The sequence below is a fragment of the Maritalea myrionectae DSM 19524 genome (genome assembly GCF_000423365.1).
GTDB classification, from domain to species: Bacteria; Pseudomonadota; Alphaproteobacteria; order Rhizobiales; family Devosiaceae; genus Maritalea; species Maritalea myrionectae.
Genome location: NZ_AUHV01000002.1, coordinates 554,541 through 573,444 on the forward strand (window position 1 = coordinate 554,541; position 18,904 = coordinate 573,444).

Here is an 18,904-nt window from a genome sequence, read left to right on the forward strand (position 1 = left end):
AGACATAATACTCATATTGCATCAGGAATAAAAGGATATCATATGAGCAAGATCCTCATTACCGGCGCATCAGGACAACTTGGTAGCCTCGTAATCAAGCACTTATTGGAAACTGAGAATATTGCCGCTGGCGACATCGTGGCGGGCAGTCGCGATCCATCAAAATTGTCCGATCTGGCCGAATTAGGGGTTGAGACGCGCGCCATTGACTTTGATCAGTCCGAAACATTAGACGCAGGCTTTGCCGACATTGATCGGCTTCTCATCATCTCCACCGATGTGTTGGATGTGCCGGGTAAGCGCCTCGCCCAGCATAAAGCGGCCATTTCGGCGGCCATCGCAGCAAATGTTTCTCGCATTTTTTATACCTCAATGCCCCGCCCTGACGACAGCGCCATCAGCTTTGCACCAGATCATGCAGGCAGCGAGCAAGCGATCCGTGAAAGCGGCCTCGCCTATACGATTTTGCGTGACAGTTGGTACATGGAAAACCTGTTTATGACCCTTCCGCAGACCATTGCTTCGGGCCAATGGTTCACTTCTGCAGCAGAAGGGGCAACGGCCTATATTGCGCGAGAGGATTGCGCGCGCGGCATCGCTGCAGCTTTGGTGAAGCAGGATGACAATAATGCGCTTTATACGCTTACGGGCAGCAAAGCTTTCAGCAATCCTGAAATTGCATCACTGGCGAGCGCCGCCACTGGCAAACCAATTGACATCATTGCTCTCGACGATGAGGCTTTGGCAAAGGGATTGACACAGGCGGGCGTTCCCGAAGGGCTTATTCCATTTTTGATCTCAGTGGAGAAAGCCACACGGGCGGGACATCTCGCAGATGTCACGTCAGATTTTGAGCATTTGACCGGGCGCCAACCTGTAGCGTTTGAAGACTTCATCAATAACAACGCAACAGCCCTGCGCGGCGCTTAAGCTTTGCGTGTGGGCGGAGCTTTCCGCCCACACATCTTCACCACTCCGCCACCATGGCGCACATGGGTTATCTCGCAGTGCTGCCGTCGCCTTGGCTTAGCGCTTTGAGCACCGACAGAGTCTGTGTCGTTTTTTCCACCGGCACAAACAAATGGTCATGGTAGAAAGCCGAGACCACATTTGAGCTGATGCCGTTCAACGTCAACGCGGTGGAAATGGCGTCTAGAAAACCCACTGCCTCCAATGAAGAGTGCACCTGCAAGGTGATGCGCTGGCAGCGAAACGATACATCGTGGTCTGTGCTGTCTTCTTCCTTGATGATATAGGTCGTGCCTTCGTCCTCTTCAAAGCGCATCAGCGCCTTTTGGTCGAGGTCTCTATCAGGTGATTTCAGGCTCAAAAACACCCAAATCTGCTCATCCAGCTCCGGCGTCATATTCGCCAGCAATCTGTTCAAATCGAGTTCGCCTGGTGATGGTTTTTCGGACATTTTCCCTCCGCGCATCAGCGCAATGTTCAGGTCGTCCTGATTTTGATGCCTTAATCATGGGTCGTCCCACCTGCCGAACCTAAAATCCGCTGCGGCAAAGCGCAAGAAAAAAGGCGGCCCAAACAAGGGCCGCCAGTTTTGCTCAGTTGAAGGGGAAGTTCGAATTCAACTGGTCAATACGATGCGCACCAGATCGGCGGTGTTGCGAGCACCCAGCTTTTCCATCACGCGGGCACGGTGCACTTCGATGGTGCGGGGGGAAATCCCCAACTCGCGCCCTGCCTCTTTGTTGGATTGCCCATTGGTGATGAGTTGCAGCACTTCGCGTTCGCGGGGGGTGAGTTGGCTAAACCCGCGCACTTCAACCGGACGGTGAGAACCGGATTGAACAGCGCCGATGTGCACATTACGCTGTAAGGCCTGGCGCACGGAACGCACCAAATGCTCTGTATCGATGGGCTTTGTGATCACATCAGCGGCCCCAACCTTCATCGCATCAACCGCACCGCCCACATTTTGCGACTCTGAAAGCATAAAGATGGGGGCTCCTGTGCGCATATTTTTAAATCGCGCCACTGTGGGCAAGGCATCTTCATCGCCCACATGCATATTGATGATAACCACATCGGGTATTTTGCGCTCAATCGACCCTAAAAACTCCGCGATGCTGGTTGAGAAGCTGGTTTGAAACCCTTCAAGGCGAAATAAAACGCCCAACGCTTCACACGTGGCATGATCCGCATCTACGATTTTGACGAGCAAGTCACGGTTCAGGGCGTTGTGATAATAAATACCCGAGGTCATTGCGCTTGACCTATAGGAAAAAATACTTGTTTGGGTGGAGTTAGGATGGGCACGTTCATGTGGCACTCCAATTTCAATTTAAGTATAAATTCAATGCTTTAAAATATGGAACATCGACATATGCGTAATTATGCTGCCCCTAAATGGCTTGACCAGTTTGGCCAACTACCTAGGTATTTATTCATAGGTAATTTTACGAATACGCCTTCTGTTCCTGTTAATAGGTTTATTTTCCTATTCATCTAGCACAACCATTGGTTGTGTGCAAGTGCCCTTTAGACCTTTGAATAAGTCCCTATTTTGGTTGAGGCTTTGCCCCGGTGTTTGATTTGGCTATAGATTGAAAGAGCATTTATTGGAGTGGGTATGTCAGATCGCGAGAATCACCAATGTGATGAAACAGCATTGCGCTTGGCGGTGGAGCATTTGGGCCAAGGTATCGCTGTTTTTAATCAGGATCGCTGCATTGACGTCTCCAATGATCAATTTCAAACCATCTTGGATTTACCACCAGCCCTGTGTGAAGCTGGCACGGCGCTGGCGGACATAGTACGGCATTTGGCAGCCCGGGGGGACTTTGGCGAAGGCGACATAGATACGCTTACCCAAAGCCGTCTCGATGAGATTGAGCAGAACACATCCGGATTGCTGGAGCGTTCGGGGCCAAATGGCCAGTTTTTGGAGGTCCGCACCAATCGTTTGCCCAATGATGGTCTGGTGATCAGCTATAATGACATTTCGGCGCGGGTTTCCGCCGAGCGGGCGCTGGCGCAGGTCAACCAATCGTTGGAAAAGCGCGTGCAGGAACGCACCAAAGCGCTCACCCATTTGAACAATGAGCTGGAACGGGCGCGCGCAAAAGCAGATGCGGCCAATTTGGACAAAACGCGTTTTCTGGCAGCCGCCAGCCACGATTTGTTGCAGCCGCTCAATGCGGCACGACTATACACCTCGACCATGGTTGAGCGCGCACACGGCACCGACTTGGCCCGACTCGCGGCCAATGTTGATGATTCATTGGTGGCGGTGGAGGACATCATGTCCGCCTTGCTTGATATTTCACGCGTGGATAGCGGCGCGATCAAACCTGCAATTTCCATTTTCTCACTTCGCGAGTTGCTCAAGAAAGTGAAGGTTGAGTTTGAACCGGCTGCCGCGGCAAAAAACATCAAGCTGCGCTTGGTGGGCGCCGACGCATCGGTCAGCACCGACCGGCGCATGGTCGCCCGCGTTCTACAAAACTTAGTGTCAAACGCGATCAAATACACCCCCGAAGGTGGCGCGGTGCTGGTGGGATGTCGCAAGCGCGGCAATCGCATCCGATTGGACGTCATCGACAATGGCATCGGCATCGATAAAGACCAGCACTCGCTCATTTTTACTGAGTTTTCTCGGCTCGAGCCGGGCGCGCGCATTGCCCAAGGTTTGGGGCTGGGCTTGTCGATTGTGCAGCGCTTTGGCCAAGCCCTAAAACTGGATGTTGAGGTCGACAGTGTGCCCGGGCGCGGATCGCGTTTTTCGATCTATTTACCGCCCTCGGCTGAAGCCCTTCCAGCTTCGTCACCAAGCAATGCGGCAGCGCAACCGGCCAGTTCCCTGGTGGGCAAGCAGGTTCTTTGTGTTGACAATGAACAAGACATTTTGAACGCCATGCAAGACCTGCTGAAGGGCTGGGGCTGTGATGTGCGCGTCGCGCGATCACTGAAAGAGATCTCACAAAATGACATTCTGGAGGGCTGGGTTCCTGAGATTGTTTTGATGGATTATCACCTTGATCAATCCTCGGGCCTTGATGCCATTCAATGGTTGCGCCAGAATGTGGGCGGACATTTGCCTGCCGTGTTGATCACCGCAGACCGGAGCGCGCAAGTGCAAACATTGGCCGAAGAACGCAATGTTTCACTGTTGCCCAAGCCCCTCAAACCCGCGGCCTTGCGGGCGCTGATGTCGCGCCTGACTTAGAAAGAAAATTGCATGGCAAATTGGATTTTTCTGACCTGTTATGCCCTGATCATTGGTCACGAATTGGATGCCATCAAGCAGAAGGAATGGCGCATTTTTCCCGGCACCAATTTGCTGCCCGACCAGCTTGGCTTTCAGGTTTTTACCGCCCTGCATGTACCACTCTTCATCCTATTGAATTGGCTGTTTTTTCTCAGCACCCCGGCTGTCATGACCGCAGCGAAGTTCTGGTTCGCCCTCTTCGCCATTGCGCATATCGGCGCCCATTGGCTCTATCGAAATCACAAAGAATATCGGTTTAACAATCCACTCTCCAAATTTCTGATCTGGGCGCCGGGGGTGTTTGGCGCGCTTTATTTGGCCATAACGTTCTGAGCATTGCTGAGGGGCGCTTGCGCCCGATCCGTCATGCTGTAATCGCGGATCACTTCAGCAACACGAATGCGATAGTGCACAAACACGGTTTCGCGGCCTTCGGCTTGCGCTTTGCGATGGTTCATGTGGGTTCTCCAATTTGCGGCCGCCGCCTCGTCCCGAAAGAAGGAAAGGGATAGAAACTTGCCTTTTTCGCTTACACTCTCAAATCGTTCGACGCCGATAAAGCCGTCAATTTTAACGAGTTCAGATTTCAGTTCCGCTGCAATCTCGAAATAACGGTCGCCCTGCCCTGCTTTAGGTTGCACTTCAAAGATCACAGCAATCATTTTGGAAAGTTCTCCGATGCCAATTTCAAAAAGGTCCGGTTTTCTTTCAGAATGAACCTTTCCTGTTTTGCGAACTGATAGTTCTCTTGCCCCAAAGGATCAGCCGCAAGGCGCGCGCGATATTGCTCGTAGGCAGCCAAACTTTCGATGGAATAGACGCCATAGGCAAGTGTGGAAGACCCTTCGTGCGGGGAGAAATACCCAATCAAATCTGCACCGCAGCGGGGAATTGCCTGCCCCCAATTGCGCGCATATTGCTCAAATTGTGCTTTTTTGGTGGGGTCGATTTGGTACTGAATAAAACAGGTAATCATTGTCGCTCTCCTTCACGTTGGTTTCGCACTCCTACATGATTGAACAGCATTAATGCTTCGGCTATGGTCGAACTATGAAAGATGGACCCGACATATCAAGAATTGGCCAATTGATTGGCGACCCGGCGCGTTCAAATATTTTGTCGGCGCTGATGAGCGGCAAGGCGTTGACCGCCACCGAATTGGCGCAAGAAGCGGGCGTGACGTTGCAAACAACGAGCAGCCATTTGGCGAAGCTGGTCGAGGGTGGTTTGCTGCGCGTGCGCAAACAGGGGCGCCACCGTTATTATTCGCTACGTGACGACAATGTCGCCAAGGTGCTTGAAAGCCTGATGCATTTGGCCGCGACGAAGGGACATTTGCGCACACGCACCGGCCCGCGTGACCCCGCCCTTCGCCATGCACGCATGTGCTACGACCATTTGGCGGGCGACATGGGCATCCAACTCTATGATGCGATGATCATGAATGGGTATTTGCTGGAAAACGGCGAAACATTGGATGTGACAGAATCTGGCGCGCATTTTCTGAGCCAATTTGGCATCGATCTCGATGCGCTTCGATCAGAGCGTCGTGCTTTGTGCCGCCAATGCCTAGACTGGAGTGCGCGCAAAAATCACCTGGCGGGCGCACTGGGCAAAGCCCTGCTCGACCAAGTTTACGCGCGCAAATGGGCAAAGCGCGAACCAAATTCTCGGGTGGTGACTTTTAGTCAGCAAGGTGCGCAAAGCTTTTTGGCCCTGTTGGGCAGCAAAAGCTAAGCTCCTGCAACCGCCTCGATTTGCCCTTGCTCGAGCTTGGAAGCAACGATCACGGCTTGAGTGCGGCTGTCGACATTGAGCTTTTGCAAAATCGCGGAGACGTGTGCCTTCACGGTGGCTTCGGAAACACTCAACTCATAGGCGATTTGCTTGTTCATCAACCCGTCTGAGAGCATCATAAGCACGCGCACTTGTTGCGGCGTCAGGGTCGATAGTCGCTTGGTGTATTCAGCAATTTCGGCTTGCGCATCATCAAAGGTAAAGCCGTCTGGCACCCATATACCGCCATCCAAAACCGTTTTCATGGAAGATTGAATGGCGTCCGCGTTGGTAGATTTAGGCAAAAAGCCGGAAGCGCCTAAATCAATAGAACGGGACATAGTTTGCTGATCATCACTGGCCGAAACAATCATAATCGGAATGTCTGGATATTGCGCCCTCACCAGCAGCAGGCCAGAGAAGCCGCGCACGCCAGGCATCGCCAAATCCAAAAGCACCAAATCGCAATCGCGATCCTTATCTAAAAGGCTGGTGAGCGATTCAATATCGCCAGCTTCGTCAATTTGGGCATCGCCAAAATGGGTTTCAATGGTTTGCCGCAACGCCGCGCGAAAGAGCGGGTGATCGTCAGCGATTATGATGCGCGTTTGTGCCATTTACTTGTCCGGTTGGTCCCGATTAATTTGGTTTAGCCGACATTTTAGCCGCAAACAAGTCGCCTTTTAGCTGCTGTGTCATTGAACTGTTATTAAACGCCAACCACAACATCTAATCATCGCTCAGTCCGGCATCGACCATGCCGGCGATGATTTGCTCTACGCGCTCCAACTCCGCCAAGCTCATTTCAATCGATTCACGGCGCTGCTTGAGCAATAATCGTTGCGATCTAATTTTCGTCAACGCCTCTCGCATTTGCCGTTCATTGCCATCGCGCAATTCATAGCTTTCCAAAAAGTCTTGAATCTCGCGGATGGTCATGCCGATCTGCTTGCCGTTCAGGATGAGGCGCAGTTTGGTTCGGTCTTTTTTTGAGTATAGCCGTTTTTGGCCCATCCGCTTCGGTTTGAGCATGCCCTTATCTTCATAAAAGCGCAGGGCCCGATGGGTGATGCCAAAAAAATCTGCCAGATCGCCGATGGTATAAACATAACCGGCGAGGTTTTGCGTGTTGGAGTGTTCTTCGCGCGATGTGGTCGACATTTTTGGGCCTATTACTTCAAATCCTAGCGTCAAATCTTGCCAAGTTTGGATGTATTTTCCTTTATGGCATGACGGTAAAGTCTTAACAAACACTTGTTGTGTCTGTGGCCAAAAGCCAGAAAAATCTACCAAAAATCAGTGAATTTTCCCAATTTGCGGCCAAATTTGGCACAAATTAACAGCTTCTTTACCAAGGATGTTAAAAGGTAAGGCCGTTCGAGAACTCAAACATGCGTGTTGATTTGCCTGCACGCGATATGGATAGAAGATGCCAAACCGTCGGTTCCCTACGCAAAAACAACCCACCTACTCATCCACCCCCACTGGGACGAATGAGTGGGATGCCCTTAAAGGTGAGTTGGAAGGATTGCTGGATCAGGTACATGGGCAAATCGCCGAGTTCGAACATCAGCAGCACAATGATACCCGCGAATATCAAGAGCCTGTGCGCAGATATGGCACGGATAATGGTGCGCAGCATTTTATGCAGCAGCACGAAACGCCTGCTGAACAGGATCAGGGATTTGATACACGGCGGCAGGACGCCCTACGTCAGGTTCAATCCGCAGTTGCGCGGATGGGGCGCAAGCAGCATTCGCCACGGACTTCCATGCGGCAGGATGAAAATGACCCTGTTGGGTCACGTCTGGATCGTGCTGTGGCACAAATCCGTGCACGGCAGGGCCAAATTCGCCCAGACGCACCGCGGCAGGACAATGCGCCTTCAATGACTGGCCGGGCGCCGCAGCCCTCAACCTCTAACGAACCACCCGCCTATGTGCGCGAAATCATGCAGGGTATGGAAGGGTTGCATCGCAGCGTGCGCGACCTAGCCACTCAGAACCTGCAAAAAAACCCTGAACAGTTCAGCGCCAATTTCGCACAAATTGAGCGTCGCATCAGTGACCTTGGTGAAATGATGGGTCGCCATAGCGATCCGGCGTTGGATGATATGGGCCAGCGGCTTGATCAATTGATGAAATCAACCGAGCGGTTGGCAGAAATCCAAATCAAGCAGATGGCGCAGCTCGAAGAGTTTCGCGAAGCCAGCCAAACACCCGATTTGAATTTGGATGGTTTGGAAAATGGCATCCATAATCTTTATGAACGGTTGGACGCGCTAGAGCGCACCGCCACAGCGCCTTCCAAAGAACTGGACACCATTGCCCGTTCGGTGGCAGGCATCGCCAGCGCGGTTGGCCATCTGCAAGAAGAATCTATGGCGCACAAACTGCCCGAGATTTACGCCCAATTGCAGGACATTGGCGATCGCATCTCAACGTTGGACGATCAGCATTCCACGCGCGTGTCCGACCATATTCGCCGCGAAATGCAAGGCGTACGGTCTGAGGTGACAGGCGCATTTGAGCCGCGCTTTGACAACATCGAAGCCCGCCTGGAGGGTCTTCAAGAAAATTTGGCGCACGGTTCAACAGACGGCGACCAACCAGACTTGAGCGAGCTGCACGCCATCGAACAGCGTTTGAACGATGCCATTTCCAGCCTTGATGCTGTTGGTGCGGGCGGCGGTTCATCTGCGCAGAACAATGAAGATGTTTTGGGCGCGCTTACTGCAATGGAAGATCGGCTGAACGCCGCAATTGAATCCATTGATCAAGTGCAAAATGATCGCGCGGCGCCGCAGGACAATCTTTTCCAAAGCCTCAAAGGTATGGAAGATCGCATCGTTGATGCGATCCAAACATTGCGCCACGCCAGCGAGCAACCATCGACATTTGAAGCCCCGGCACTTGATTTGGCCGGACTAAAGGCCATTGAATCGCGGTTGAGCACGCAATTAGAAATGCTTGATGCGCGCCTCGAGGCGACACCTGCACCGGCGATGGCCGCTCCCTATGCGCCGCAAACGACACCACCTGGTGCCCCAAACGATCATTTCGCCGCCTGGGAAAATGATAAAAATGACGAGCGCCGGGCGGAATCACCGCCATCGACCGTGGCAATGCCCACCGAAGATCTGGCCAGCAACGAAGCGCCATCATTCGAAGAAGCACTTGGCTTTGATGATGAGGCGGAAGATGCAACGACACCATCTATTGGCCTGGGCTTTTCTGATCTGGAGGCCGATAGCTCGGCATCTCATGAGTTAGCAGCTGCAGAGCCTGAAGCCGCTTCGGAAATGCCTGCCACACCTGAAGCACCCGATTTTGCAACGCCTGAAATGGACATAGCTGCCTCTCCTGACCAAGAAGAAGTGCCACAGCCGCGCTCTTCTTTCGAAGCCGAAGAGGCAGGCTTTGGGGACGGCCCCCGCTCGCTCAGCGATCTTGAGGCGCCATCTAGCGCTGCGTTGGCGGCCGCGCCAGCCCCGAGTGTAGATGAAGCTGCCCCCGCACCTGCGCGCGACGAATTCGAGGCGCCGCGGCCGGGACAAGCGCAAGACGAAACTGTACATCATGCGCGCCAGAGCTTTATTGCCGCGGCACGCAGTGCGGCCGTTGCGAAAAACGATACGCCTGAACAAACCACCAGCTTGCTGGGTCGCGCATTCGCTCGCATCAAGGCAGGCAAAGACGAAACGTCAGACCAAACAGCGGGTGATGCATCAGCAGAAAATACGCCAAAGGCTGAGCGCCTCGACGCAGGTGAAAATCATCTCCATGCCGCAAGTGCAGACCTTGAAGGCGATGTCGCTGAGATGGAAGTTGCCGCCGAGCAGCGCCGCAAGCGCTTCATGATGCCGTTCAGCAACAAGCAAAAGGACGAAGCTCCAGAGGTTGAGCAGGTCGAACGTCCCAAAAGCGCATTTGATGATGAGCACAAGATTTCACTCGACGGGCATCCAGATCACCGCGACGCCTATGACCCGACTGCTGAAAATGATGAAGACGAGGTCAAAGAGAGCTTCTTAAGCCGTCATCGGCAGCCGATCCTGTTGGGCGCCTCCATCATCGCCATTATTGCGATGACTGTAAATCTGATCAATCAGAATGCCGCTGAAGATGGCGCTCAAAACGCAGGCGATGCGCCCGCCGTTACAGCACCGGCTGAAGCGGACACCTCTGCACTTGATGATTTGCCAAATCCACGGCAAATCGACATGTCACAGACACCCACGGTTGAAGTTGGCCAACTTTCGCCGCTGACCGACCAGAATGCCTTGGCAGATCAAGATGTTGGGCTGGTGGCACCCCAGTCAGACGCTGTAGATCAGGGTTTGACAACAGCATCTATTTCGCCTGAACCCACAAAATCTTCACTCGAAGAAATGGCGACTGACATTGGCCCAGAAGGTTTGCGCATTGCCGCGGCTGGCGGCGATGTGCGGGCGCAATTCGAGATGGGCGCGATTTTGATGGAGGGTCAGGCTGTACCAAAAGACTCCCAGGCCGCATCAATGTGGTTTGAACAAGCCGCCGCTGCAGGATATGCGCCGGCGCAATATCGTTTGGCCGCAGCATTTGAGCATGGAATCGGGGTCAAGCAGGATATCGACCAGGCCAAAGAATGGTATAAGCGGGCGGCCGAAAACGGCAACCGCATGGCCATGCACAATTTGGCAGCTCTATTTGCTTCTGCCGATGAAGAACAACAAGACTTTAAAAAAGCCAGCGTGTGGTTCCAACGCGCTGCGGATCAAGGCGTTGTCGACAGCCAGTTTAATCTGGGCATGTTGTTTGCCCGCGGCCTTGGGGTTGAGCAGGATTTAGGTCAGTCCTATTTCTGGTTTGCGCTTGCGGCCATGCAGGGAGACCAAGACGCAACTGGCGCACGTGATGATGTGGCGCGCTCAATCGACGCGACAGAAATGCAGAATTTGAAAAATCAAATTGCGAACTGGCAGCCAGAAGAAATTGCCCTGGGGGCAAATTACGCGCCGATCGGCACATGGGACCCTGAGTTTAACCCCGGTCCTTCAATTGACAAAAAAGAAGTGGTTCTTGGCGTACAGACAGCCTTGGCAAAACTTGGCTTCACCGTTGGCCAACCAGACGGCGTGATGGGCCCGAAAACCCAAGACGCAATCCGCAGCTTTGAGCGGGCACTGGGCATGAACGAAGTTGGAGAAATTAACCCCCGTCTGATGGCCATTTTGAGCAGTCAGCCGCTATAATTTTGCGCAAATCGACCTGCGATTAGAAAATTCGAACCAAATCTTGGTTCATATCAATTGACAGCCTGTGACGGTGCGGCCTACACCGGGCTTAGTTAATGGCCCTCGCGGGCGTCGAATTTTTTAGGATCGCGGTCACGTGCAGCTCTATTTGCCCATAGCTGAACTCTCGCTCAACCTGTTTATGCTGGTTGGCCTTGGGGGCGCTGTGGGTTTTTTATCGGGCCTATTTGGCGTTGGTGGTGGCTTTTTGCTCACCCCGATGCTGATTTTTTCTGGCATCCCGGCCCCGGTTGCTGTTGCCTCGGTCACAGGGCAAGTTGTGGCGGCCTCCACATCAGGTGCTCTCTCTTACTGGCGACGTGGCGGCATTGATCTCAAGCTTGCGCTATTTTTGATTGTTTCGGGTGTGTGTGGTGCCTTTTTGGGCGTGTGGACCTTTGGTCAATTGCGCAGCGCCGGTCAATTGGACCTTGTTATCTCTTTGGGATATCTGGTGTTTTTGGGGTCAATCGGCACATTGATGCTGATTGAGGCTGCGCGTTCGATCATCAAGCATCGGCAGCAAGGCAATGCTCCCCCAACAAAATTGCCCGGCAAACACAATTGGATTCACGGCCTACCCATGCGGGTGCGCTTCAAACGGTCCAATCTCTATGTTTCGATTTTTCCCGTTATTTTGATTGGCGCCAGCATCGGCTTTTTAGGGTCATTGCTTGGTATTGGCGGCGGGTTTATTCTGGTGCCTGCCTTGATCTATTTGTTGCGGGTTCCCGGCTCTATCGTGATCGGCACGTCGCTATTGCAGGTTTTGGCCATTATGGCCGCAACAACCATTTTGCATGCCATCAACTCTCAAACCGTAGATATTGTGCTGGCCTTCACCTTGATGACCGGCTCGGTGATTGGTGCCCAATTTGGCGTCTCCGCGGGCCAATATTTGCGCGGCGACCAGTTGCGGGCACTCTTGGCGATCATCGTTCTGGCGGTTGCGGTGCGGTTCGCACTTTCGCTTTTGCTCACCCCAAGCGATCCGTTCTCCGTCGCTATCCTCACAAATCTGGGGGGCGGTTGATGCGGTATTTATTGGCAGTTCTGCTCTTGCTGTTTGCCACGGGCACGGCCTCGGCACAACGGCTGGTGATGTCCACATCCGAACCGGTGGTCTCCATCAGCTCCAACTTTGCAGGCGACACGATCACCATTTTCGGCACGATTGAACCTGAATTGGGGCGCAATCCGGATCAAGTCACCAACAATTATAATGTCGTGATTTCCATCAAGGGACCCGCGGGCACCTATGTGGCGCGCAAGAAGACCCGGCAATTCGGCATTTGGCTGAACGGTGAACAGGAAGCCTTTGAAGGTTTCCCATCTTACTTTTCGCTCGTGTCGAGCGCGCCTATGGACAAGATCGCCGAACCGCAGGTTCTCAGTGTTTCAGGGCTTGCATTTGACAGCACACCCCATATTCGACCCGTGCGCCGCACGCAAAATACGGACATGTTTGCGCAAGAGCTGATCCGGTTGATGAAAAAACGCGGGCTGTATTCGTTAGATGAGCATGGCGTGCAATTCCTGTCAGATACGTTTTTCTCCGCCCGGATCGCCCTGCCGGCGCACGTGCCCAATGGCAGCTATTTGGCCAACACTTATGTGTTTCAGGATGGCAAGTTGATCGACAATGCGCCGCAACGCTTCATGGTGCGCACCGTGGGCTTTGAACGGTTTGTTGCGAATTCTGCCAAAGATTATTCTTTGCTTTATGGCGTGGTTTGCGTCATCCTAGCCATATTCACAGGTTGGCTGTCCGGGGTTGTATTTAGGAGATAATATGTCTCTTCCCATTTTCTGGTCGCGCACTGTTTCTTTAGCCGCTTTGGCGGGATGGGTGCCATTCGCTACAGGTTTTGTGCTGGTTCTATTTCCCGGCCTTTCGCCGGTTGATCCGATTATTTTTGAGCGGGCCCTATTGGGCTATGGCGCGTTGATCCTGTCCTTCTTGGGCGGCGTGCGCTGGGGCATTCGGCTGCAAGGCGGTGCCGGCAGCGACCTCACCTATATTGTGGGCATATTTGGCTCAGTCGCCGGGTTTATCACCCTCTTGCTGCCACTCACCATTGGTTTGATCATATTGATTGCAGGCTTTGGCATACACGGCCTTTGGGATGTGTGGTCAGGCATACGCGGTCGCGTGCCGCCAGCCTATGCGCGTTTACGCCTCGTGATGACCTGGCTGGTATGCGCCACGCTGTTGTTGATTTTGATCGCTCGCTTCCTCGTCAACCTATGATGGGCTGCGAGGTCAGATTGGCGACCGTGCGCGATGCCATCGCGCTCAAAGATATTTACACCCATCTCAACCCTGACGACCCTGCCGTAAGCGATCATCAATTTGAACAGGATTTGGATGCCCTGCTGGCTGATCCAAACCGGATGATCATTGTGGCAGAACTGGACGGCATCATCGTGTCCAGTTGCACCCTGTTTATTCTGCCCAATCTCACCCGCGGCAATCGCCCCATGGCGTTGATCGAGAATGTGGTCACCCACAAACAATATCGCCGCATGGGGTTTGGCAAGCGGGTTATGCTCAACGCCATGGACCGGGCGCAGCAAGCGGGCTGCTATAAGGTCATGCTGCTCACGGGCAGCAAAACAGAAGGCACACTTGATTTTTATGAAGAGGTTGGCCTGGTGCAGGACAAAACCGGGTATCACAAGCGGTTCTAGGCTTTAGCCATTCACCAGATATTTGGTGGCCACCGGATAGATCTGATCACGTCCAATGGCGAAAACACGCATATTTTCTTTGTTCATGACAGGCCGAAAGGCAGGTTTCAGCACATTGAGATTGCCCGTTGAGACGCCATAGGACGGCATGATCAGGCGATCATGATCGAACACAAAGCAAGGCCGTTTGGTGGAGCGCCCATTGATGCGGATACGGGCGCCGGGGTGCAGATGCCCCGCAATTTGCTGCGCGATGTTGGCATCGGGCTCATGGGAGAGCATCAGCCCATCCATCGACAATTCATCGCAGCAATGTCCACCCAGATCATGGGCGCTGGGGTCGTGATTGCCCGCAATCCAAACCCAGTCATAGTGCGCCACAAATTCAGCAATCAACGCCCGATCATGGATTTGCAGCGTGGTGGTGCCTTCATCCCGATGAAAACTATCCCCCAATGAAAACACGCGCGTGGCACCCGTTTCGCTCAGATCGCGTTCCAATTTCGCCAAGGTGGCTTTGGTGTCATAAGGTGGAAAGAACTGGCGTGACTTGGCAAAAGACGACATTTTTTCAAGATGCAGATCCGCCACCAAAAGCGCATTTTGCGCAGGCCAAAACAGCGCCCCGGAAAGCAGCGGCACAAAGGTTTGTGCGGCAAATATAAGCTCAAGCGGCGATTGGGGTTGGGCCTGCGCTACGCTCATTTCAGCGCCATCCGGTATTGCACAACGCGGTCCACTTCTTCAAAGCCAACGGCTTCATGAGCTTTGTGCCCGTCCAGGTTCGACAATTCGGCGTCAGATGCTAAATGCGGATAGTTCTTTGACTTGGCCCAAGCGATAGCGGCATCCACCAACGCCTGGCCCACACCCATTCCACGTGCCTTTTCGCCCACAAACCAGCCTTCCATATAGGCGACGGGGCCATCATAGCAGCCATCGGCATAAGTTCGTTCGCTGATTTCCAGAAAAGCCGCAACCTCGCCGTCGACCACGCCGATAAATACAATTTTGAGGGTCAGATGGTCGCCAGCCATGAATTCGGCTGTTTCTTCTTTCGCCTCCGCAAAGGTGATCCGAAATAGGTCAGCCCGCATTTGCGCCCATGCATCTTCCTCATCTGGTCGCATTTCACGAATTTCAAATTTGCTCATTCGCCTGCTGCCTCACGCATCAATTCTTCCGCGGCCTCCACCAACACGCTTTCGCGCCCTTCGCCAAAGATCGGTTCTTTGCCAATTTCCAGCATCACGGGCACGGCCAATGGAGAGATTCGGTCCAAGTTTTGATGTATAATATGCCGTTTGATCCGCTTTAAACAATGGCCCAGCCGTTCAATATCCAGCAGACCGCGCGCGGCATCGCGCCGCGTGGCCTGCATCAAAATATGGTCTGGTTCGTGCTCATAAAGCACATTGTAAATCAGATCAGACGACATGGTCATTTGCCGTCCGGTCTTTTCCTTGCCCGGATGGCGGCGTTCTATCAGCCCGGAAATGATGGCGCAGTTGCGGAAAGTGCGCCGCATCAGGCTGGATTCATCCAGCCAATCTTCCAAATCGTCGCCCAACATATCTTCGGAGAAAAGCTCATCAAGGCTTAGCCGACCGGATTTGAACATTTGCCCCACATCGAGCGCGCACCAAATGGCCAGCGCATATTCCGAAGCGACGAAGCCCAGCGGTTTCGCCCGATCACGCTCCAATCGCCGCGTGAGCAACATGCCTAAGGTCTGGTGCGCCAGTCGCCCTTCAAAAGGGTAGCAAACGATGAAATATTTATCGGCTTTGGGAAAGGTCTCCACCAGCAGGCTTTCCTTGCCTGGCAGTTTTGAAACATCGCGCTGCAGGCTCAGCCATTCGCGCACCTGGTCGGGCAGTTTTTTCCAGCTTGTGGGGTCTGCCAGCGTACCGCGCACCCGCTCAGCCAAGTAGGTCGACAGTGGAAACTTGCCACCCATATAGGACGGGATTTTGGGATTGTTGTGATAGGAGCGCGAAACATAGGCTTCATTGTCGCGAATGGCCTCAAAGGCCACGATTTCGCCGCCAAACAGAAATGTATCGCCAGGCATAAGCTGGCTGAGGAAATATTCCTCCATTTCACCCAACATGCGCCCGCCGCGGCCGATTGGCCCGGTAGTGGCGCCGCGTTTGTGGGCTTTGGAGCGCACCAGCCGCACTTTCAACATTGGCTCTTCGACAATCGTGCCGACATTCAAACGATATTGCTGCGCGATTTTGGGGTGCGAAATCCGCCAGGTGCCGTCCGCGGTTTTGCGCAGCCGCGCATAGCGCTCGTAGGCCTTGAGGGCATATCCGCCCGTCGCCACAAACTCGAGCACCCGATCAAACAATTCGCGGGTGAGGTCGCGATAGGGCCAGGCGCGGATGGTTTCGTCAAACTGCGCGTCAGCGTCCAATGGCGCACTGCACGCCATGCCTAAAACATGTTGCGCCAGCACATCCAAGCCGCCCGGCTGCGGATCTTCGCTATCTTGCGCACCCTCTTCCGCGGCGTCCACGGCGGCTTCACATTCCAGCACTTCAAAGCGGTTGGCGGGCACCAGAATAGCGCGCGACGGTTCATCCAAACGGTGGTTGGCACGGCCGATCCGCTGGAGCAGACGGGACGAGCCTTTGGGCGCACCGATTTGCATCACCAGATCAACGTCGCCCCAGTCGATGCCGAGATCAAGGGTGGAAGTACACACCACTGCCCGCAATTTACCCGCAACCATCGCCGCTTCCACTTTGCGGCGCTGTTCGACATCGAGCGAGCCATGGTGCAAGGCGATAGGCAGCGAGTCTTCGTTCAACTCCCAAAGCGATTGAAACAGCATTTCCGCCTGCGATCTTGTGTTCACAAACAGCAGGCTGGTGCCATTTTGCTGAATAATGTCGAGCAATTCCGGCACCGCATATTGTGCCGAATGCCCCGCCCATGGCACGCGATCATCGCTGGCCAGAATCGAGAGTTCAGGGCTTGCGCCGCCCGTTTGGCTGACCATGGCCACGTCGCGCGCCGGGCACGGCGCAGCGATCCAATCGCGCAAGATTTCCGGGTGCGCCACGGTGGCCGACAGGGCCGAAACCTTTAAGTCCGGACACATAGTGCCCAGCCTTGCCAGTCCCAGCGACAGCAAGTCGCCGCGTTTAGACAGGGCCAAGGCATGCAACTCATCCAGCACCACGCGCCGCAGCGTGCCAAACAGTTTGGGCGCTTCGGCATGCGACAGCATCAGCGCCAATTGCTCAGGTGTGGTCATCAAAATAGAAGGCGGGTCAAACCGTTGCCGTTGACGCCGTGATGAAGGCGTATCGCCCGTGCGGGTTTCCACCCGCACGTCCAAGCCCATTTCTTCAATCGGGTTGACCAGGTTGCGCGCCACATCCACGGCCAAGGCTTTGAGTGGTGAGATATAGAGCGTGTGCAGCCCTTCATGCGGGGTGTTGGCCAATTCGCATATGCTGGGCAAAAAACCAGAAAGGGTTTTGCCCGCGCCCGTTGGCGCAATCAGCAACGCGGATTTGCCTGCCCGGTCCGCCTCAAGCATATCCAACTGGTGGGGTCTGGGTGTCCAATGACGCGCTAAAAACCAGTCCCGCACCACCGCGGGCATGCCCCAGCTTTGCGAGAACAAATCAGGGCTGGGCTGAAAAGAATCAGAATGATTTCTTGTTGTTTTCGTCATCGTGCTTATATTTCACAAATGAGACGCCATCACGCCAGCTTAAATTCGATAAAGAGGCTAAAATGAGAGAAGATGACCGCACCTATGACGTTGACGACCGAAAAGGTCGCGGCGAATCCAACGGCAAACAGTTTTTCAAACTGGTCCTCGCATCACTTTTGGTCGGCTTTATCATGTATCAATCCGGGCTAACCCCGGGCGATATCTTTGGCGGGTTTGGCCGTTGGGTTGGCTCGATCTTTTCAGATTTCGGCTCCACCATTGGCACTGTGGCCGTTTGGTTTGCTTATGGCGCCGCCGTGGTTTTCCCCCTTTGGATTCTTATTCGCATCCTGAAATCATTTAAATAAGACCCGACGCGATATTCGAGTTTCGTGGCTTTACAGCCATTTTCCAAGCCTGCTAGAAAAGTGGTCCCACCACTTTTCTGGAGTCGTTTATCATGGCGCACCAAGATTTTTCTGCTGCTAAAACCATCTTTATCACCGGCGCAACGTCAGGCTTTGGCGCGGCAACCGCACGCATGTTTGCGCAAAATGGTTGGAAAGTCGTGGGCACGGGCCGGCGTGAAGAGCGTTTGAAGGAACTGCAAGCCGAGTTCCCAGAGGGACAAATTCACGTTGTGCCAATGGATTTGACCGACGAATCCTCCATCAAAGCCGCCATTGATGCCCTGCCCGAGAGCCACAGCACCATCGATTGCCTGTTCAATAATGGCGGGTTGGCGCTTGGGGTTGATCCAGTGCCAAATGTGTCGCGCGAGCAATGGCGCACCATGGTCGACACCAACATTATGGGCGTTCTGGATGTCACGCTGAATTTGCTGCCGCATTTGAAGCGGGCAGGCAAAGGCGCAAGCATCGTCAATGTGGGGTCTATTGCGGCGCGGTTCGCCTATCCGGGTGGCAATGTTTATGGCGCCACCAAAGCCTTCACCCGGCAGTTTTCTTATAATCTACGTGCTGATTTGGCGGGCGGTGATATTCGCGTCACCAGCCTTGAGCCCGGCATGGCCAAGTCTGAATTTACATTGGTGCGCACGGGCAGCGAAGAAGCCAACGAAAAGCTATATGAAGATGTGTTGCCGCTGGTGCCGCAGGATATTGCCGAGATCGTTTGGTTTTTGGCCACTCGCCCTGCCCATGTGAACATTAATTGTGTGGAAGTGATGCCCGTTGCGCAAACACCAAGCGCGCCCACCATCACGCGCGGCTAATCGCACGCCCCCTTTAAGGTC

20 protein-coding genes are annotated in these 18,904 nt (G+C 53.8%); 11 read left to right on the forward strand and 9 right to left on the reverse strand.

Annotation, left to right across the window (positions count from 1 at the left end; translation table 11 throughout):
* The first annotated feature begins 42 nt into the window (after positions 1-42).
* Positions 43-930, forward strand: a complete 888-nt coding sequence (locus G549_RS0102845; RefSeq protein ID WP_027833753.1) for an SDR family oxidoreductase — start codon at positions 43-45, stop codon at positions 928-930.
* A 67-nt stretch (positions 931-997) separates the two neighbouring features.
* Here the strand turns inward: G549_RS0102845 and G549_RS0102850 are convergent, their stop codons facing one another.
* Positions 998-1,420, reverse strand: a complete 423-nt coding sequence (locus G549_RS0102850; RefSeq protein WP_027833754.1) for an ACT domain-containing protein — start codon at positions 1,418-1,420, stop codon at positions 998-1,000.
* Positions 1,421-1,585: 165 nt separating this feature from the next.
* Positions 1,586-2,224, reverse strand: a complete 639-nt coding sequence (locus G549_RS0102855) for a response regulator transcription factor (protein ID WP_051213255.1) — start codon at positions 2,222-2,224, stop codon at positions 1,586-1,588.
* A 366-nt stretch (positions 2,225-2,590) separates the two neighbouring features.
* Between G549_RS0102855 and G549_RS18755 the strand changes: the two genes are divergently transcribed.
* Together G549_RS18755 and G549_RS0102865 are read left to right on the forward strand one after the other, a co-directional pair.
* The gene (locus G549_RS18755; RefSeq protein ID WP_051213257.1) at positions 2,591-4,186 is read left to right on the forward strand and encodes an ATP-binding response regulator; all 1,596 of its coding nucleotides are present in this window, start codon (positions 2,591-2,593) and stop codon (positions 4,184-4,186) included.
* A gap of 12 nt (positions 4,187-4,198) precedes the next feature.
* Positions 4,199-4,561 (forward strand): DUF6713 family protein, encoded by a 363-nt coding sequence (locus G549_RS0102865; protein WP_027833756.1) that lies wholly within the window; start codon positions 4,199-4,201, stop codon positions 4,559-4,561.
* On the opposite strand, the gene G549_RS0102870 is transcribed toward G549_RS0102865, so the two are convergent.
* Both G549_RS0102870 and G549_RS0102875 read right to left on the reverse strand, forming a co-directional pair.
* Positions 4,540-4,890, reverse strand: a complete 351-nt coding sequence (locus G549_RS0102870) for an antibiotic biosynthesis monooxygenase family protein (RefSeq protein WP_027833757.1) — start codon at positions 4,888-4,890, stop codon at positions 4,540-4,542. The two genes, G549_RS0102865 and G549_RS0102870, sit on opposite strands and share 22 nt — an antisense overlap.
* Entirely contained in the window at positions 4,887-5,204 is a 318-nt protein-coding gene (locus tag G549_RS0102875; RefSeq protein ID WP_027833758.1) for an NIPSNAP family protein, read from the reverse strand. The genes G549_RS0102870 and G549_RS0102875 overlap by 4 nt, the downstream gene beginning before the upstream one ends.
* Positions 5,205-5,278: 74 nt before the next feature.
* On the opposite strand from G549_RS0102875, the gene G549_RS0102880 reads away from it, so the two are divergent.
* Positions 5,279-5,965, forward strand: coding sequence for an ArsR/SmtB family transcription factor (locus G549_RS0102880; RefSeq protein ID WP_027833759.1), 687 nt, complete (start codon positions 5,279-5,281; stop codon positions 5,963-5,965).
* On the opposite strand, the gene G549_RS0102885 is transcribed toward G549_RS0102880, so the two are convergent.
* Positions 5,962-6,621, reverse strand: coding sequence for a response regulator (locus G549_RS0102885; RefSeq protein WP_027833760.1), 660 nt, complete (start codon positions 6,619-6,621; stop codon positions 5,962-5,964). The two genes, G549_RS0102880 and G549_RS0102885, sit on opposite strands and share 4 nt — an antisense overlap.
* A gap of 112 nt (positions 6,622-6,733) precedes the next feature.
* A complete protein-coding gene (locus G549_RS18760) occupies positions 6,734-7,165 on the reverse strand; it encodes a MerR family transcriptional regulator (protein ID WP_036220877.1) in 432 nt (143 codons plus the stop codon).
* Between the two features lie 268 nt (positions 7,166-7,433).
* Here G549_RS18760 and G549_RS0102900 point away from each other — a divergent pair, with 268 nt between their 5' ends.
* From G549_RS0102900 to G549_RS0102920, 5 genes are all read left to right on the forward strand, one after another.
* Complete coding sequence (locus G549_RS0102900; RefSeq protein WP_027833761.1) at positions 7,434-11,240, forward strand: SEL1-like repeat protein; 3,807 nt, start codon at positions 7,434-7,436, stop codon at positions 11,238-11,240.
* 139 nt (positions 11,241-11,379) lie between these two features.
* The gene (locus tag G549_RS0102905; RefSeq protein ID WP_027833762.1) at positions 11,380-12,315 is read left to right on the forward strand and encodes a sulfite exporter TauE/SafE family protein; all 936 of its coding nucleotides are present in this window, start codon (positions 11,380-11,382) and stop codon (positions 12,313-12,315) included.
* Positions 12,315-13,073 (forward strand): TIGR02186 family protein, encoded by a 759-nt coding sequence (locus G549_RS0102910; protein ID WP_027833763.1) that lies wholly within the window; start codon positions 12,315-12,317, stop codon positions 13,071-13,073. Before G549_RS0102905 ends, G549_RS0102910 begins: the two co-directional genes overlap by 1 nt.
* Position 13,074: 1 nt before the next feature.
* Positions 13,075-13,533, forward strand: coding sequence for a DUF3429 domain-containing protein (locus tag G549_RS21135; RefSeq protein WP_051213259.1), 459 nt, complete (start codon positions 13,075-13,077; stop codon positions 13,531-13,533).
* Complete coding sequence (locus tag G549_RS0102920) at positions 13,530-13,973, forward strand: GNAT family N-acetyltransferase (protein ID WP_051213261.1); 444 nt, start codon at positions 13,530-13,532, stop codon at positions 13,971-13,973. Before G549_RS21135 ends, G549_RS0102920 begins: the two co-directional genes overlap by 4 nt.
* Positions 13,974-13,976: 3 nt before the next feature.
* Here the strand turns inward: G549_RS0102920 and pdeM are convergent, their stop codons facing one another.
* Genes pdeM through G549_RS0102935 form a run of 3 tightly spaced genes read right to left on the reverse strand, consistent with a single transcriptional unit; the run spans position 13,977 to position 17,595 of the window.
* A complete protein-coding gene (gene pdeM / locus G549_RS18770; protein WP_036220881.1) occupies positions 13,977-14,678 on the reverse strand; it encodes a ligase-associated DNA damage response endonuclease PdeM in 702 nt (233 codons plus the stop codon).
* Positions 14,675-15,127: a GNAT family N-acetyltransferase gene (locus G549_RS18775; protein ID WP_036220883.1), complete on the reverse strand. Its 453-nt coding sequence runs from the start codon at positions 15,125-15,127 to the stop codon at positions 14,675-14,677. The genes pdeM and G549_RS18775 overlap by 4 nt, the downstream gene beginning before the upstream one ends.
* Positions 15,124-17,595, reverse strand: a complete 2,472-nt coding sequence (locus G549_RS0102935; RefSeq protein ID WP_036221219.1) for a ligase-associated DNA damage response DEXH box helicase — start codon at positions 17,593-17,595, stop codon at positions 15,124-15,126. The genes G549_RS18775 and G549_RS0102935 overlap by 4 nt, the downstream gene beginning before the upstream one ends.
* Before the next feature lie 134 nt (positions 17,596-17,729).
* Between G549_RS0102935 and G549_RS18780 the strand changes: the two genes are divergently transcribed.
* Positions 17,730-18,017 carry a DUF6460 domain-containing protein gene (locus G549_RS18780; RefSeq protein ID WP_036220886.1) on the forward strand — a complete coding sequence of 96 codons (288 nt, stop codon included), beginning with the start codon at positions 17,730-17,732 and terminating at the stop codon, positions 18,015-18,017.
* A 92-nt stretch (positions 18,018-18,109) separates the two neighbouring features.
* Positions 18,110-18,883, forward strand: a complete 774-nt coding sequence (locus G549_RS0102945) for an SDR family NAD(P)-dependent oxidoreductase (protein WP_027833766.1) — start codon at positions 18,110-18,112, stop codon at positions 18,881-18,883.
* Positions 18,884-18,904: the final 21 nt, after the last annotated feature.

Excerpts from the sequence above, each read along its gene's own strand:
- G549_RS0102845 (WP_027833753.1), top strand. The coding sequence starts at position 43 with ATGAGCAAGATCCTCATTACCGGCGCATCAGGACAACTTGGTAGCCTC.
- G549_RS0102850 (WP_027833754.1), bottom strand. The coding sequence starts at position 1,420 with ATGTCCGAAAAACCATCACCAGGCGAACTCGATTTGAACAGATTGCTG.
- G549_RS0102855 (WP_051213255.1), bottom strand. The coding sequence starts at position 2,224 with ATGACCTCGGGTATTTATTATCACAACGCCCTGAACCGTGACTTGCTC.
- G549_RS18755 (WP_051213257.1), top strand. The coding sequence starts at position 2,591 with ATGTCAGATCGCGAGAATCACCAATGTGATGAAACAGCATTGCGCTTG.
- G549_RS0102865 (WP_027833756.1), top strand. The coding sequence starts at position 4,199 with ATGGCAAATTGGATTTTTCTGACCTGTTATGCCCTGATCATTGGTCAC.
- G549_RS0102870 (WP_027833757.1), bottom strand. The coding sequence starts at position 4,890 with ATGATTGCTGTGATCTTTGAAGTGCAACCTAAAGCAGGGCAGGGCGAC.
- G549_RS0102875 (WP_027833758.1), bottom strand. The coding sequence starts at position 5,204 with ATGATTACCTGTTTTATTCAGTACCAAATCGACCCCACCAAAAAAGCA.
- G549_RS0102880 (WP_027833759.1), top strand. The coding sequence starts at position 5,279 with ATGAAAGATGGACCCGACATATCAAGAATTGGCCAATTGATTGGCGAC.
- G549_RS0102885 (WP_027833760.1), bottom strand. The coding sequence starts at position 6,621 with ATGGCACAAACGCGCATCATAATCGCTGACGATCACCCGCTCTTTCGC.
- G549_RS18760 (WP_036220877.1), bottom strand. The coding sequence starts at position 7,165 with ATGTCGACCACATCGCGCGAAGAACACTCCAACACGCAAAACCTCGCC.
- G549_RS0102900 (WP_027833761.1), top strand. The coding sequence starts at position 7,434 with ATGCCAAACCGTCGGTTCCCTACGCAAAAACAACCCACCTACTCATCC.
- G549_RS0102910 (WP_027833763.1), top strand. The coding sequence starts at position 12,315 with ATGCGGTATTTATTGGCAGTTCTGCTCTTGCTGTTTGCCACGGGCACG.
- G549_RS21135 (WP_051213259.1), top strand. The coding sequence starts at position 13,075 with ATGTCTCTTCCCATTTTCTGGTCGCGCACTGTTTCTTTAGCCGCTTTG.
- G549_RS0102920 (WP_051213261.1), top strand. The coding sequence starts at position 13,530 with ATGATGGGCTGCGAGGTCAGATTGGCGACCGTGCGCGATGCCATCGCG.
- pdeM (WP_036220881.1), bottom strand. The coding sequence starts at position 14,678 with ATGAGCGTAGCGCAGGCCCAACCCCAATCGCCGCTTGAGCTTATATTT.
- G549_RS18775 (WP_036220883.1), bottom strand. The coding sequence starts at position 15,127 with ATGAGCAAATTTGAAATTCGTGAAATGCGACCAGATGAGGAAGATGCA.
- G549_RS0102935 (WP_036221219.1), bottom strand. The coding sequence starts at position 17,595 with ATGCCCGCGGTGGTGCGGGACTGGTTTTTAGCGCGTCATTGGACACCC.
- G549_RS18780 (WP_036220886.1), top strand. The coding sequence starts at position 17,730 with ATGAGAGAAGATGACCGCACCTATGACGTTGACGACCGAAAAGGTCGC.
- G549_RS0102945 (WP_027833766.1), top strand. The coding sequence starts at position 18,110 with ATGGCGCACCAAGATTTTTCTGCTGCTAAAACCATCTTTATCACCGGC.